General features: G+C 60.4%; 17 protein-coding genes. 6 read left to right on the plus strand and 11 right to left on the minus strand.

The genetic code is table 11. The annotated features are described in order from the left end of the window. Positions 1-2: 2 nt before the first annotated feature. Positions 3-596, plus strand: a complete 594-nt coding sequence (locus J2857_RS12490; protein WP_210010496.1) for a class I SAM-dependent methyltransferase — start codon at positions 3-5, stop codon at positions 594-596. Positions 597-606: 10 nt separating this feature from the next. Here the strand turns inward: J2857_RS12490 and hemW are convergent, their stop codons facing one another. The 4 genes from hemW to rph are packed head-to-tail and all read right to left on the minus strand — an operon-like array spanning position 607 to position 3,607. Then, complete coding sequence (hemW, locus tag J2857_RS12495; protein ID WP_210010497.1) at positions 607-1,800, minus strand: radical SAM family heme chaperone HemW; 1,194 nt, start codon at positions 1,798-1,800, stop codon at positions 607-609. A gap of 6 nt (positions 1,801-1,806) precedes the next feature. After that, entirely contained in the window at positions 1,807-2,451 is a 645-nt protein-coding gene (gene rdgB / locus J2857_RS12500) for an RdgB/HAM1 family non-canonical purine NTP pyrophosphatase (protein WP_210010498.1), read from the minus strand. Next, positions 2,451-2,867, minus strand: coding sequence for a VOC family protein (locus J2857_RS12505; protein ID WP_210010499.1), 417 nt, complete (start codon positions 2,865-2,867; stop codon positions 2,451-2,453). Before J2857_RS12505 ends, rdgB begins: the two co-directional genes overlap by 1 nt. Before the next feature lie 23 nt (positions 2,868-2,890). Then, positions 2,891-3,607: a ribonuclease PH gene (gene rph, locus J2857_RS12510; protein WP_210010500.1), complete on the minus strand. Its 717-nt coding sequence runs from the start codon at positions 3,605-3,607 to the stop codon at positions 2,891-2,893. 177 nt (positions 3,608-3,784) lie between these two features. Here rph and hrcA point away from each other — a divergent pair, with 177 nt between their 5' ends. Next, positions 3,785-4,864, plus strand: coding sequence for a heat-inducible transcriptional repressor HrcA (gene hrcA, locus J2857_RS12515; protein WP_210010501.1), 1,080 nt, complete (start codon positions 3,785-3,787; stop codon positions 4,862-4,864). 103 nt (positions 4,865-4,967) lie between these two features. Further along, the gene (gene grpE / locus J2857_RS12520; RefSeq protein WP_210010502.1) at positions 4,968-5,609 is read left to right on the plus strand and encodes a nucleotide exchange factor GrpE; all 642 of its coding nucleotides are present in this window, start codon (positions 4,968-4,970) and stop codon (positions 5,607-5,609) included. 199 nt (positions 5,610-5,808) lie between these two features. Here the strand turns inward: grpE and ptsN are convergent, their stop codons facing one another. The 6 genes from ptsN to lptC all read right to left on the minus strand — a co-directional run bounded on the left by ptsN (position 5,809) and on the right by lptC (position 10,976). Further along, positions 5,809-6,273 carry a PTS IIA-like nitrogen regulatory protein PtsN gene (ptsN, locus tag J2857_RS12525; RefSeq protein ID WP_037079484.1) on the minus strand — a complete coding sequence of 155 codons (465 nt, stop codon included), beginning with the start codon at positions 6,271-6,273 and terminating at the stop codon, positions 5,809-5,811. Positions 6,274-6,349: 76 nt separating this feature from the next. Then, entirely contained in the window at positions 6,350-6,925 is a 576-nt protein-coding gene (gene hpf, locus J2857_RS12530; protein ID WP_210010503.1) for a ribosome hibernation-promoting factor, HPF/YfiA family, read from the minus strand. Between the two features lie 249 nt (positions 6,926-7,174). Beyond that, positions 7,175-8,731 (minus strand): RNA polymerase factor sigma-54, encoded by a 1,557-nt coding sequence (gene rpoN, locus J2857_RS12535; protein ID WP_210010504.1) that lies wholly within the window; start codon positions 8,729-8,731, stop codon positions 7,175-7,177. A 190-nt stretch (positions 8,732-8,921) separates the two neighbouring features. Beyond that, entirely contained in the window at positions 8,922-9,704 is a 783-nt protein-coding gene (gene lptB, locus J2857_RS12540) for an LPS export ABC transporter ATP-binding protein (protein WP_210011660.1), read from the minus strand. Positions 9,705-9,740: 36 nt separating this feature from the next. Beyond that, the gene (locus J2857_RS12545) at positions 9,741-10,295 is read right to left on the minus strand and encodes an LptA/OstA family protein (protein ID WP_046630413.1); all 555 of its coding nucleotides are present in this window, start codon (positions 10,293-10,295) and stop codon (positions 9,741-9,743) included. 12 nt (positions 10,296-10,307) lie between these two features. Next, positions 10,308-10,976: an LPS export ABC transporter periplasmic protein LptC gene (gene lptC / locus J2857_RS12550; protein ID WP_210011661.1), complete on the minus strand. Its 669-nt coding sequence runs from the start codon at positions 10,974-10,976 to the stop codon at positions 10,308-10,310. Between the two features lie 207 nt (positions 10,977-11,183). Between lptC and sppA the strand changes: the two genes are divergently transcribed. The 3 genes from sppA (at position 11,184) to J2857_RS12565 (ending at position 12,905) form a co-directional block, all read left to right on the plus strand. After that, positions 11,184-12,140: a signal peptide peptidase SppA gene (sppA, locus tag J2857_RS12555; RefSeq protein WP_210010505.1), complete on the plus strand. Its 957-nt coding sequence runs from the start codon at positions 11,184-11,186 to the stop codon at positions 12,138-12,140. Positions 12,141-12,166: 26 nt separating this feature from the next. Next, positions 12,167-12,466 carry an integration host factor subunit beta gene (locus J2857_RS12560; RefSeq protein WP_007759833.1) on the plus strand — a complete coding sequence of 100 codons (300 nt, stop codon included), beginning with the start codon at positions 12,167-12,169 and terminating at the stop codon, positions 12,464-12,466. A 103-nt stretch (positions 12,467-12,569) separates the two neighbouring features. Continuing rightward, a complete protein-coding gene (locus tag J2857_RS12565; protein ID WP_210010506.1) occupies positions 12,570-12,905 on the plus strand; it encodes a lipopolysaccharide assembly protein LapA domain-containing protein in 336 nt (111 codons plus the stop codon). Between the two features lie 16 nt (positions 12,906-12,921). On the opposite strand, the gene J2857_RS12570 is transcribed toward J2857_RS12565, so the two are convergent. Further along, the gene (locus J2857_RS12570; protein WP_210010507.1) at positions 12,922-13,377 is read right to left on the minus strand and encodes an SRPBCC family protein; all 456 of its coding nucleotides are present in this window, start codon (positions 13,375-13,377) and stop codon (positions 12,922-12,924) included. Positions 13,378-13,414: the final 37 nt, after the last annotated feature.

The raw sequence follows: 13,414 nt of genomic DNA on the forward strand, positions 1-13,414 counted from the left end.
GAATGGCTGTCGAAAAGGATCCGATTGCCAGTTTCTACAGCCAAAACGCGGTGATCTACGCGGCGAGTTCTGCGCCGAGCATGCGCCGCCTCGATGGTTTCCTGTCAAAACTTGCACCGGGCGCCGCCATCCTCGAACTCGGCTGCGGCAGCGGGCGGGAGAGTGCGGTGATGATCGCGCGCGGTTTCGATGTTTCGCCGACCGATGGCACGCCCGAAATGGCGGAGGAGGCCTCGAAACATCTGGGCAGGCCGGTCGGCGTGCTGCGTTTCGGGGATGTCGACGCCGCCTCGGCTTTCGACGGCGTTTGGGCCAATGCATGCCTGCTGCATGCGCCGCGGGCGGAGCTTGGCGGAATTCTCGGCCGCATCCACAGGGCCTTACGACCGGGCGGTATCTTCTACGCGAGCTTCAAGGCCGGAGAAGCCGAGGGCCATGACGAACTCGGGCGTTATTTCAACTATCCGTCCAAGGCCTGGCTAGGAGCCGCTTACGAGGCGTTTGCCTGGACTTCCATCGATATCGATGAGGAGCAAGGCAGCGGCTACGACAGAAAGCCGACCGACTGGCTGCACGTTCTGGCGGTAAAAGCCTGAACGTCGGATTTCAGCAAGCCAGATCGGCAACCACCGCGTCGAGTATCAGCATGCCGGACGGCGTGCAGCGCAGCCGCGAATTGCCGAGGCGCTCGATGAAGCCGTGTTCCAGCAGCCGCTCCTCGCGGATCGGGTCCGGGTCCCGGCCGGAAAGCTGCTGCCAGCGGGCGAGATCGACGCCTTCCCGCAGGCGCAGGCCCATCAGCAGCAATTCGTCGGCCTGTTCCTCGTAGCCGAGGATTTCCTCGTCCAGCATGCCGTGGCCGATGCGTTCCACCTGTTCCAGCCAGGTTTCCGGACGCCGCTCGGTGGAAGTCGCGATCTTGTTTCTGCCGCGCATCAGGCGGCCGTGGGCGCCAGGGCCGATGCCCGCATAATCGCCGTAACGCCAATAGGTCAGGTTGTGGCGGCTTTCAGCACCGGGGCGCGCGTGATTGGAGACCTCGTAGGCCGGCATGCCGAAGCGCTCGGTAATCTCCTGCGTCGCCTCGTAGAGCGCTGCTGACTGGTCGTCGTCCGGCACGATCAGCTTGCCGGCCTTGTGCAGGCCATAGAAGGGCGTGCCTTCCTCGATGGTGAGCTGGTAGAGGGACAAATGGTCGACGGCGTAGGAAATCGCTTCCTTCAGCTCCGCCTCCCAGGCCTCGACCGTCTGTTTAGGGCGGGCGTAGATGAGATCGAAGGACATGCGCGGAAAGATATCCCGCGCCAGCCTGATCGCCTTCAGGGCATCGGCGACGTCATGCAGCCGACCGAGGAATTTGAGGTCCGGATCGTTGAGTGCCTGCACGCCGAGCGAGACGCGGTTGACGCCGGCGGCGCGATAGCCGCGGAAGCGGGTCGCCTCGACGCTCGAAGGGTTGGCCTCCATGGTGATCTCGATACCATCGGGCACGTGCCAGTGCTTGGCGATGCCGTCGAGGATCGCCGAGACTGTCGCCGGGTCCATCAGCGACGGCGTACCGCCGCCGAGGAAGATGCTGGTGACGGTTTTCGGCCCGCTCATGCGTCGCATCACCTCCATCTCCTTCAGGAAGGCAGCGGTGAAGCGCGGCTGGTCCACCGGCTGGTGGCGCACGTGGCTGTTGAAGTCGCAATAAGGGCACTTGGCCGCGCAGAACGGCCAATGCACATAGACGCCGAAGCCCGGTTCGCCGGTATCCGGCAGAAGGGTATTGGACAGGAGGGGGGCGGCAGAATTCAAAGCGCCTCAAGCCTCCAGGCAGGTTTCGACGAAACGCTTGAACGCACGGGCGCGGTGCGAAAGCGCTTCCGGCTCGCCGGGTTTCCAGCCGTGTTTCTGATCACTACTCATTTCACCGAATGTAATGTCATAGCCTTGCGGTTGGAAGACCGGGTCATAACCAAAACCCTGGGTGCCGCGCGGCGGCCACGCCACCGTGCCTTCCACCTCGCCGCGGAACATTTCCGTGTGCCCATCCGGCCAAGCGAGACAAAGCACGCTCACAAAGCGGCAGCTGCGCTGCTCCGGCCTCGTCGCGCCACGCTCCTCCAGCGCCTTTTCGATCTTCTCCATCGCCATCTGAAAGTCCCGGCTGCCGTCCGCGCGTTCCGCCCAGTTGGCGGTATAGACGCCGGGGGCGCCATCGAGCGCGTCGATGACGATGCCGGAATCATCCGACAAGGCCGGCAGTCCGGAGGCTTTGGCGGAAGCGATCGCCTTGATCGCTGCATTTTCTTCGAATGTCGTGCCCGTTTCGTCGGGCTCTTCGAATTTCAGTTCGGCGGCGGATTTCGCGGAAAAGCCGAAGGGACCGATCAGTTCTGCAATCTCGCGGATTTTTCCGGCATTGTGGCTGGCCACGACGATCGTCTTGGTATCGAGCTTGCGCATTACAATTCCTGTTCGATATTCCAGAGCCTTGGCTCTGCACATTCCAGGCTGTTGCCGGCCGGATCGCGGAAATAGATTAAGCGGGCACCGTTCGGCCAGCGGAAATCGCTTTCGATGGCAATACCCGCCTTGTTGAGCTTTTCCCTGATCCTGTCAATCGCCTCGCCCGTCATGCGAAAGCAGATATGCCCAGGTCCCGTCGCGCCATGTGGCGGTACAGGCAGCGCATCGGCCGGAGGCGGCTTGATCGTCTCGGCCGGGTTGAAGATCAGCAGGATGCCCGGCCCACAGCGGAAGAACACATGCCTGCTGCCGGCTCGCAGAACTTTTTCAAGGCCGAGAATGCCGCCGTAAAAGGCTTCGGCGGCATCGAGATCATCAGCGTAAAGCGCGGTTTCGAGAATGCCTTCGATCAAACAGCACCTCTTTTCAGCGAGTTTCAGGCGATCGCCTGCTTCTGCATCGCCACCAGTTGCTGGGTGCCGTCCTGAGCCAGTGCCAAGAGGTTCAGGAATTCTTCCTGGCTGAAAGGCTTGCCCTCTGCCGTACCCTGCACTTCGACAATGCCGCCAGTGCCGGTCATCACGAAATTCGCATCCGTCTCCGCAGCCGAATCCTCGATATAGTCGAGGTCGATTACCGGCTGACCCGCAAAGATGCCGCAGGAGATCGCCGCGACGTGATCTTTCAGTACCTTCTCGACCTTGGTCATCGAGCGGGCTTCCATCCACTTCAAACAATCGTAGAGCGCAATCCAGCCACCGGTGATCGAAGCCGTGCGCGTGCCGCCATCTGCCTGGATGACGTCGCAGTCGATGGTGATTTGCTTTTCGCCGAGCGCTTCCAGATCGATGACGGCGCGCAGGGACCGGCCGATCAGGCGCTGGATCTCCTGGGTGCGGCCGCCCTGCTTGCCGGAAGCGGCTTCGCGCTTCATCCGGTCGCCTGTGGCGCGGGGCAGCATGCCGTATTCGGCGGTCACCCATCCCTTGCCGCTGTTGCGCAGCCACGGCGGCGTCTTTTCTTCCAGGCTCGCGGTGCAAAGCACATGCGTGTCGCCGAACTTCACAAGGCAGGAGCCTTCCGCATGTTTGGAGAAATTGCGCTCGAATGAGACCTTGCGCATCTGGTTCAACTGTCTGCCTGAAGGCCGCATGCTTCACTCCCTAGATTTCTGTTTCCGCCTTCTACGGCCCCGGCCAAGCTTTTGCAAAGAAAAAGCCCTGGGGCGTTCTGAAGGCGATTGATTGCGGCCATGCTGATTTTCCCTTTGGAGAAGGCGAGGCGAATGACTATATTTTGTCGAGAGATCAACGGAACGGTGAAGGTTTAGATGGGATTTTCGGCATCGACGGGTAGGGACAGCGGCTCTGTGCTCGATGACCGTTCGCGCGAAATTTTCCGCCGCATCGTGGAAAGCTATCTGGAAACAGGTGAGCCGCTCGGCTCCCGCAATCTTTCCCGCCTGCTGCCCATATCGCTGTCGCCGGCGTCGGTGCGCAATGTGATGAGCGATCTCGAGGAACTCGGCCTCATCTACTCCCCGCATATCAGCGCCGGCCGTCTGCCCACCCAGTCCGGGCTTCGCTTTTTCGTTGATGCTTTCATGCAGGTGGGAGACCTCTCCGCCGAGGAACGCGCCAATATCGACCGGCAGATCCGACCGGCGGATCGCGATCAGCCGATGGAAAGCCTGATGGCGGAGGCGAGCCGCATGCTGTCGGGCGTCTCGCGGGGTGCGGGCATCGTCATCACCGCCAAGAGCGATCCGGTCCTCAAGCACGTCGAGTTCATCCGCCTGGAGCCGACCAAGGCGCTTGCGGTGCTGGTCGGCGATCATAACCAGGTGGAAAATCGCATCATCGAACTCCCGGCCGGCGTGACATCGTCGCAATTGACCGAGGCGGCGAATTTTCTCAATGCCCATCTGAGCGGTCAGACGCTGCCGGAACTGCGCGGCCAATTGAAGACGCTCAAGGATCAGGTGCAGGGCGAGCTTTACTCGCTCTCGCAGGAACTGGTCGAGCGCGGTCTGGCGGTCTGGTCGGGCGACAGCGAGGAAGGCAAGCCGAACCAGCTTATCGTCCGCGGCCGTGCCAACCTGCTCGAAGGCCTGGCGGATGTTGCCGACCTCGATCGTCTGCGGTTGCTTTTCGACGATCTCGAAAAGAAGGACAGCCTGATCGAGATTCTCGATCTCGCCGAGAAGGGGCCGGGCGTTCGAATCTTCATCGGCTCGGAAAACAAGCTGTTCTCTCTCTCGGGCTCCTCGCTCATCGTGGCGCCCTATCGTGACGGCGAGGACCGGATCGTCGGTGCCGTCGGTGTCATCGGGCCGACGCGGCTCAACTATTCGCGCATCGTGCCGATGGTGGATTACACCGCGCAGCTGCTTGCCAGGTTATCGCGCTGATTTCGCGACGGAGCCGCCTCAACTTTCCCACCAAGCCTTGATTTTTTCACTTTAAACCTCGATATCGGGCACAAATCCAAGCCAAGAATAACCGGAGACCGTCATGACCGACGAAACCAACAAGCACGGACCTGACGCAGCTGCCACTGAGAACGCGGCGGAAGCTGTTGCATCTGCTCTTGAGGACGCGGCCAACCAGAAGAATGCCGAGGCGCCCGCCGCCGAACCGGATCCGCTGGAATTGCTGAAGGCCGAGAATAACGAGCTGCGCGACCGCTTTCTGCGGCTTGCCGCCGAGATGGACAACCTGCGCCGTCGCACCGAACGCGAAATCAAGGACGCAAAGTCCTATGCAGCTGCCGGCTTTGCGCGCGACATGCTCGCCGTTTCGGACAACCTGCGCCGCGCGCTGGACGCCGTGCCGACCGAAATGCGTGCCACGGCAGATGCCTCGCTGACCACCCTCCTGGAGGGCGTCGAGATGACCGAGCGTTCCATGCTGTCGGCGCTGGAACGCCACGGCGTGAAGAAGATCGATCCGGAAGGCCAGAAGTTCGATCCGAACTTCCATCAGGCCATGTTCGAGATCCCGAACTCTGCTGTTCCGAACAATACGGTCGTTCAGGTCGTCCAGGCCGGCTTCACGATCGGCGAACGTGTGTTGCGCCCGGCCATGGTCGGTGTCGCAAAGGGCGGTCCGAAGGCGGAAGCCTCCGCAGAAACCGCCGCCGAGAAGAACGCCTGAAAGCGTTGAAAAGCGGGCGACAAGTCCGCTTTTCGCTTTGCGCCGGACACTCAGTCGGCGTTTCGCAGTCCTGCCGGCAAGTCCGCTCGGCTAACTCGACGTCGGTCTTCCCGCTAAAATGGCTGCTCAAGAACAAAACCGCCCAGCGCTTTATCAGCGGCCGGGCGGTTCTTTTCGTCCCCATGGAATGCATAGGCGGTCAGGCGGCGTGGTTTGCCTGCTCCTCGTTGAGGAAGGCATAGATCGCCGAAGCGGAATCGGTCTTGCGCAGCTTGGCGACAAGCTCCTGGTCCCGCAATACGCGGGCGATGCGCGACAGTGCCTTCAGGTGGTCGGCGCCGGCGCCTTCGGGTGCGAGCAGCAGGAACACCAGATCGACCGGCTCATCATCGAGCGCTTCGAAATCGACCGGCGCTTCGAGGCGCGCGAAAATCCCCTTGATGGACGAGATGCTGTTGAGCTTGCCGTGCGGGATGGCGATGCCGTGGCCGACGCCGGTGGAACCGAGCCTTTCGCGCTGCAGGATGATATCGAAGATTTCTCGTTCGCTCACGCCCGTCAGCTTGGAAGCCTTGGCCGCCAGCTCCTGCAATAGCTGCTTTTTGGAATTTACCTTCAGGGCAGGAATAATCGCATCTTGCTGCAGCAAATCTGCCAATGCCATTCTCGTCATCCTTCGTGCCGCAAGAGCTCGTGCCCTAGGCGAAGGGGAGCGCCGTCTCCGACGCCCTCCCCAAGTGTCAGTTCTTGATATTGGTGGAATCGATCCAGCCAATATTGCCGTCATTGCGGCGGTACACAATGTTCAGATGTTCCTTGCCGGGGCTGCGGAACAGCAGAACAGGCTCGTCGGTCATATCAAGTGCCATGACGGCGCTTGCGACCGTCATCGTCTTCAGCTGCTTCGAGCTTTCCGCGACGATAGTCGGCGCGAAATCCTCGGGCACTTCCTCCCCTTCATCCGGTACGCTGTCCATAACAGTGTAGGCAACTTCCGCAAAACCATTCATATGGTTGCCGGCATGATGATCCTTGAGCCGCCGCTTGTAGCGGCGCAGACGCTTTTCGATCCGCTGTGCCGCGGCGTCGAAACTGATCTGCGGATCGTTCGCCTCACCAGCCGCATGCAGGACGATCCCGGTATCGAGATGCACCTTGCAGTCGGCAGAAAAGCGCGAACCTGCCTTTTCCACAATGACTTGGCCTGAATAGCCTCCGTCGAAGTATTTTGTAACCGCTTCTCCGATTTGGTCCTCGATCCTCTGACGGAACGAATCGCCAATTTCCATATGCTTACCGGATACACGCACACTCATGGAGTTCTTCCTTCTTGTCGTGACTTGCGTGTTCCAGTCTACGCCAAGCCGTCCCCTCATCCAAGCCGTTCGCACGCCACCGCGCTAAATTGCTGCAATCGGTGCCTGTCTGGATAATGGGATACGTTTCGTGCCATGTCCCGTGCAGTTGCGGCGGGCTTCTAGCGCCCGATGTTTTAAATGTCAACGGTAGCCGATCTCGGGATTTCTACGTAGACCTGTGGAAAATCGCGTGCTTTGGCCGGCATCTCAGTATGCCGCGACCCCGGCGATCGCACGCTTTTCGCGGCGGCGCTGAACGGAGGAGGGGATGTTCATCGCCTCGCGGTACTTAGCGACGGTCCGGCGCGCAAGTTCGACCCCGCCGCGTTTCAGGCTGATCACGATATCGTCGTCCGAAAGCACCGCATCCGGCGTCTCCTGGGCGATGAGCAGGCGAATCCGGTGGCGCACGGCCTCGGCCGAATGGCTGTCGCCGCCTTCTTCCGCCGAGCCGATCGACACCGTGAAGAAATATTTGAGTTCGAACAGGCCGCGCGGTGTCAGCATGTATTTGTTGGAGGTGACGCGGCTGACCGTGGATTCATGCATCTTGATCGCTTCGGCAACGGTCTTGAGATTGAGCGGCCGCAGGTGGTCGACGCCGTGCATCAGGAACGCATCCTGCTGGCGGACGATTTCGGTCGCCACCTTCATGATCGTCTTGGCCCGCTGATCGAGGCTGCGCGTCAGCCAGTTGGCGTTCTGCATGCAATCGGAGAGGAAATTATGGTCGTCGCCGTTTTTCGGGCAGTTCTTCGACACTGTCTGGAAATAGCTATGGTTCACCAGAACGCGCGGCAGGGTGTCCGGATTGAGTTCCACCATCCAGCCGCCGTCGGGTGCTGCGCGCACGACGATATCCGGCGAAATCGTCTCTGACATGCCGCGCTCGAAACCCGCGCCGGGCTTGGGGTTGAGGCCGCGAATTTCCGCGAGCATGTCGATCAGGTCTTCGTCGTCGACCCCGCAAATCTTTCGAAGCGAGGCGAAGTCGCGTTTGCCGAGGAGATCCAGATGTCTGATCAGTGCATCCATGGCCGGATCGAGCCGGTCCTTTTCCCGAAGCTGGATTGCCAGGCATTCGCCAAGCGACCGCGCGAAGACGCCCGGCGGATCAAGCGTCTGCAGCGAATGCAGGATGGCTTCCACATCCCCGGCGCTTCTGCCGAGGCGAGCAGCGATCTCTTCGATGTCGCCCAGCATGTAACCGGCCTCGTCCAGCTGATCGACGAGATGCTGAGCAATCAGGCGGCTGGCCGCATCGACGATCAGGAAGGGGATCTGCTGGTTCAGGTGATCACGCAGCGTTACCTGGCCGGCGACGAAGTCATCCAGATCGTAGTCTTCGCCGGTGTCGCCGCCCGGCATGGACTTCCATTGGCTGAGCAGCTCAGGCGCATCGGCGCGCCGCACCGGGCCGTCGTCCGGGAAGACATTTTCGAAGCCCGTATCGAGCCCTTCGCCCAGCCTCTCGGCGCTGATGGAAGAGGAGCCCTCATACCAGTCGCTATCGACTTCGGCGGCTGTCGAACTCTCGTGGCCCTCGGCCGGGGCAAAGTCGTCGGCTGTTTCGAAGCCTGTTTCCGCGTCGTTTTCGCTCTCGCTTGACGTAATTTCGAGCAGCGGGTTCTTTTCGACTTCCTGGGCGATGAACTGGTTGAGTTCGAAATGCGTCATCTGCAGCAGCTGGATGGATTGCATCAGCTGCGGTGTCATCACCAGCGATTGGGTTTGGCGTAGGAAAAGATTAGCGGATAAACCCATGGCGGACGCGAAACTCCCCTGCAATCCCCTTGAACCACCCGGTCATGGAGTGGTGGACGCTCGATTGGCCGAGCCTCCACAAGGCCAAATTTGCATCTGGCACAAGAATTGCTTTTTTGAAAGATTTGGTCAAGCGCTGCAGTGCGGGAAAGTAAATTTCTTTGTCGCGCTGCAGCGACTGGACTTACGCCTAGAGGCTGAACTTGTCGCCGAGGTAAAGACGGCGAACATCCGGGTTGTTGACGATATCGTCGGCCCGGCCATGCGTCAGCACTTCGCCCGCATGGATGATGTAGGCCCGGTCGATCAGGCCCAGCGTCTCGCGGACGTTGTGATCCGTTATCAGAACGCCGATCCCGCGCGCCGTCAAGTGGCGTACGAGGTTCTGGATGTCAGAGACGGAAATGGGATCGACGCCGGCAAAGGGTTCGTCGAGCAGCATGAAGGCCGGATCGGTCGCAAGCGCCCGGGCGATTTCGAGGCGCCGGCGTTCGCCGCCGGAAAGTGCGACGGCCGCCGATTTCCGCAACTGGCTGATGTGGAACTCTTCCAGCAGTTCGTCGAGCTTGCTTTCCCGTTTGTCCCTGTCGGGTTCATGCACTTCCAGCACCGCGCGGATGTTTTCCTCGACGGTCAGGCCGCGGAAGATCGAGGCTTCCTGCGGCAGATAGCCTACCCCCAGACGGGCGCGGCGATACATCGGCATATGGGTGACTTCGTTGCCGTTGATCGCGATCATGCCTTCGTCCACAGGCACCAGGCCGGTGATCATGTAGAAGCAGGTCGTCTTGCCCGCCCCGTTCGGCCCGAGCAGCCCGACGGCCTCGCCACGGCGCACGACCAGCGACACGCCGTTGACGACGCGGCGGGTATCGTAGGTCTTCGAAAGCCCGTGCGCGACCAGCGTGCCCTCGTAGCGCGCTTTATCGCGTACGACGAAGGGTTCGGGCGCGGACGGCTTCCCTGCCGACAGACTGGTGAGGAACGGTATTTTCACGTCAAATGTCTATTATTGCTTTGGTCGCGATTTCGGGTCGAGCAGGATTTCGACGCGCCCGCCACAGGCGTCGAGCTTGGCCTGGCCGGTTTCCATCAGCACGGTGAGTTTGCAACCCTTGAAGACGTTGGGGCCTTCGGAGAGCACGACCTGCTTGCCGGAAAGCACGAAGGTCTGGGATTTCATGTCGAACTCGCCCTTCTCGGCGGTCGCCTGCTGCGTCCCCGAGGTCAGGAATACCGTCTCGTCAAGGAAGATCTTGTCGATATTGGCGCTGCCTGAGGTCACCGAACCACCTTCACCCGTATAGAGAACCGTCATCTTGCCGGCCTTCATCGTGGTCGTACCCTGCACGACCTGGACGTTGCCGGTAAAATAGGCCTTCTTTTCCTGCTCCTTGATCTCGAGCTGATCGCTCTGGATCTGGATCGGCTGGTCACCGGAAAGCTTCAGGCCTTCCATCTGGCTGGTGGTCGTCTGGGCATGTGCGGTCGCTGCCAGACAGGAGATAAATCCTGCCGCGATCAGAACTGCGGTATTGCGTGTAAGAAGGCGGCGATTGATCATGACGGCCGGGCTCTACTTGCCTTGGTTACGGATGGTGGCTGGATCGAGGTGGACGCGAACCTGGCCCTTGAAGGTGATGGTACGCCCCTTATCCGTTATCTTTAAAGACTCTGCAACAACAGAGCCTTCTTTCATGGAGATATCGACGTGCTCGGGCGATTCCATCACACCCGCGTTGATATCGAGGTGGGCGGACTTGAAGCGGGCGGTGATCCCGTTGCTCAGATTGACGTCGAACGGGGAGTTGAGATCGAGCATGTCGGTGCCGCGGTCGAAGTCGGCGGCGGTCGCGGTCACCCGCGCGATCACGTCGTCGTTGACCGGTACGGCGGCCTTGACGTCCTCGAGCGTGATCATGTTCGAGTTCTGGATATCCTGCAGCGCGCGGGTGGCGGTCATCGAGTAGCTGATGCCGTCCTTGTTGCGGCCAGAGATCGCCGGCCGTTCCATGACGATCTTGCCGTTTTCGATCCGGGCATTTTCAATCGAGAGGTTCTCCGGGAGATAGGCGCGGATGATCGAGACCCCGATGAAGGCGGCCGAAATCACGCCGGCCAGGATCGGCAGCAGTATCTTGAGCCTGCGCACGAACGCGGAATGCGCCAGCGCCGCCTGATAGGCATCCACACGCGGCTCCAGCGCCGACGTAAAGCCTGCTGTTTTTCGAATATGCTGCAGCATGAGTGCCGGATAGTTCCTTACTAGCCCACCTCCGTTCTCATCCCGGTTGTGCCGGATGGAGTGGTTGTGAGCTTTGCTTTGTCCGCCAATATGGTTTTGATTCAATCAACAAACAATAATGGACAACATAAAAACGTGATGTGGTCTGCTGCAAAACACGCTAGAGAGCCTATTTAGCAACGGCGGTTCAGCTCGAAGGGTGATTTTATGGATCAAATGGCAATTGCGGACCGGCGTTCCCTGCGCCGCAAGCTGAGTTTCTGGCGGGTCGTCGCACTTGTTTTCCTCGTCGGTATCGGATTCGCGCTTTACCGTGTCGTTGCCGGCGACGGTGTCGGATCGGCGGTGCCACATGTCGCCCGCATCGAAATCTCCGGTATGATCACGGATGACAAGGATCTGCTGGAGCGTCTCGAAAAGATCGCCCAGAGCAGCCAGGCGAAGGCGCTGATCGTCTCGATCTCTTCGCCGGGCGGGACGACCTATGGCGGCGAGCGCATCTTCAAGGCGATCCGAAAGGTTTCCGAAAAGAAGCCGGTGGTTTCCGATATCCGCACGCTGGCCGCCTCTGCCGGCTACATGATCGCCACGGCTGGCGACCAGATCGTCGCGGGCGAAAGCTCGATCACCGGCTCGATCGGGGTGATCTTCCAATATCCGCAGATCGACGAGGTGATGAAGAAGATCGGCGTCTCTCTGCAGGAGATCAAGTCTGCGCCGCTGAAGGCCGAGCCGTCGCCCTTCCATCCGGCAAGCGAAGAAGCCAAGACGATGATCCGCAACATGGTCATGGACAGCTACGCCTGGTTCGTCGATCTTGTCGCCGATCGCCGCAAGCTGCCGCGCGATGAGGTTCTGAAGCTCGCGGACGGCACGATCTTCACCGGCCGCCAGGCGCTCAGCGCCAAGCTTGTCGACAAGCTTGGCGGCGAGGAGGACATCCGCGCCTACTTCGAATCGCGCGGCGTTTCCAAGGACCTGCCGGTCGTTGATTGGAAGGAGCGCAATTCGTCCTCGTCCTTCTGGTTGGCGAGCGCCGTCAGCGAGTTGTTCAAACTCTCCGGTTTCGGCCAGACGATCACTCCCGATGCCCTTCGCACCTTCGGCGCAGACAAGTTGTTTCTTGACGGTCTTGTCTCCGTTTGGCAGGTTGGGCGCGGTTGAAAATCTAAACTTTTCAGGGGGCAACCGTGATCAAGTCAGAACTGGTGCAGATTGTCGCGGCTCGCAATCCGCATCTCTACCACCGCGACGTCGAGAACATCGTGAATGCCGTGCTCGACGAGATCACAGATGCCCTGGCAGGCGGAAATCGTGTCGAACTGCGCGGCTTCGGCGCGTTTTCCGTTAAGAACCGTCCCTCCCGGTCCGGCCGCAATCCGCGCACCGGCGAGAGCGTTTTCGTCGAGGAAAAATGGGTTCCTTTCTTCAAGACGGGCAAGGAACTGCGTGAACGCCTGAACCCGGGCCTCGATGACGAAGAAGATTGATCCCTTCGACGCAGCTTTCCGCCGCCCTTGAAACCCCACAAAGCGCGCCTATTCTGCAACAGATGCTGCTAAAACAGCGGACAGTCTGCTGCCGGAGATTCCCATGGACAAGTTCAAAAAGATCGTCTCGCTCGTGGTCTTTGTACCGCTCGGCATCGTGTTGATCGTGCTCGCCGTGGCGAACCGCCAGATGGTGACCCTGGCGCTCAATCCCTTCCGGCCGGAAGACGGCATGCTGGCGGTCAGCGCACCCTTCTTCCTGTTCCTGTTCCTGGCCTTGCTGATAGGGATGTTCATCGGTTCGTTCGTGACCTGGTGGAGCCAGGGCAAGCACCGCAAGCAGGCTCGCGTCGAAGCACGCGAAGCGGTCCGGTGGCAGAACGAACACAAGGCCGCGGTCGCTGGACGGCCGGTCTCCGCGCAACTTCCTTCCAAGTAAATTCAGGTGAAGTAAATCAGGCTTGCGCGGCCTTTGCGACCACGGCCTTGTTGAAATCCGCGAAGAACTGGCCCGCGAGCTTCTGCGATGTGGAATCGATCAGCCGCGAGCCGAGCTGCGCGATCTTGCCGCCCACCTGAGCCTTTGTGGAGTAGCGTAGCAGCGTATCGCTGCCGTCTTCTACCAGCGTGACGGTCGCGGAACCCTTGGCGAAACCTGCGATGCCGCCCTTGCCTTCGCCCGATATCGTATAGCTTTCCGGTGGGTTGATGTCGGAGAGGGTCACCTCGCCGGAGAAGCTGGCCGAAACCGGGCCGACCTTCAGCTTGACGGTTGCGGCAAGCTCGGTTGGAGACTTCTGTTCGAGCGTCTGGCAACCGGGGATGCACTGACGAAGGATTTCCGGATCATTCAACGCCGCCCAAACCACTTCGCGAGGTGCTGCAATACGTTCTTCGCCGCCCATGTCCATATGATGATCCTCCGTCCATCGTTGCAAGACTTATTGC

This window comes from Neorhizobium galegae (assembly GCF_017877055.1).
GTDB classification, from domain to species: domain Bacteria; phylum Pseudomonadota; class Alphaproteobacteria; order Rhizobiales; family Rhizobiaceae; genus Neorhizobium; species Neorhizobium galegae_D.

Excerpts from the sequence above, each read along its gene's own strand:
- J2857_RS12490 (WP_210010496.1), top strand. The coding sequence starts at position 3 with ATGGCTGTCGAAAAGGATCCGATTGCCAGTTTCTACAGCCAAAACGCG.
- rdgB (WP_210010498.1), bottom strand. The coding sequence starts at position 2,451 with ATGCGCAAGCTCGATACCAAGACGATCGTCGTGGCCAGCCACAATGCC.
- rph (WP_210010500.1), bottom strand. The coding sequence starts at position 3,607 with ATGCGGCCTTCAGGCAGACAGTTGAACCAGATGCGCAAGGTCTCATTC.
- hrcA (WP_210010501.1), top strand. The coding sequence starts at position 3,785 with ATGGGATTTTCGGCATCGACGGGTAGGGACAGCGGCTCTGTGCTCGAT.
- grpE (WP_210010502.1), top strand. The coding sequence starts at position 4,968 with ATGACCGACGAAACCAACAAGCACGGACCTGACGCAGCTGCCACTGAG.
- ptsN (WP_037079484.1), bottom strand. The coding sequence starts at position 6,273 with ATGGCATTGGCAGATTTGCTGCAGCAAGATGCGATTATTCCTGCCCTG.
- hpf (WP_210010503.1), bottom strand. The coding sequence starts at position 6,925 with ATGAGTGTGCGTGTATCCGGTAAGCATATGGAAATTGGCGATTCGTTC.
- rpoN (WP_210010504.1), bottom strand. The coding sequence starts at position 8,731 with ATGGGTTTATCCGCTAATCTTTTCCTACGCCAAACCCAATCGCTGGTG.
- J2857_RS12545 (WP_046630413.1), bottom strand. The coding sequence starts at position 10,295 with ATGATCAATCGCCGCCTTCTTACACGCAATACCGCAGTTCTGATCGCG.
- lptC (WP_210011661.1), bottom strand. The coding sequence starts at position 10,976 with ATGCTGCAGCATATTCGAAAAACAGCAGGCTTTACGTCGGCGCTGGAG.
- sppA (WP_210010505.1), top strand. The coding sequence starts at position 11,184 with ATGGATCAAATGGCAATTGCGGACCGGCGTTCCCTGCGCCGCAAGCTG.
- J2857_RS12565 (WP_210010506.1), top strand. The coding sequence starts at position 12,570 with ATGGACAAGTTCAAAAAGATCGTCTCGCTCGTGGTCTTTGTACCGCTC.
- J2857_RS12570 (WP_210010507.1), bottom strand. The coding sequence starts at position 13,377 with ATGGACATGGGCGGCGAAGAACGTATTGCAGCACCTCGCGAAGTGGTT.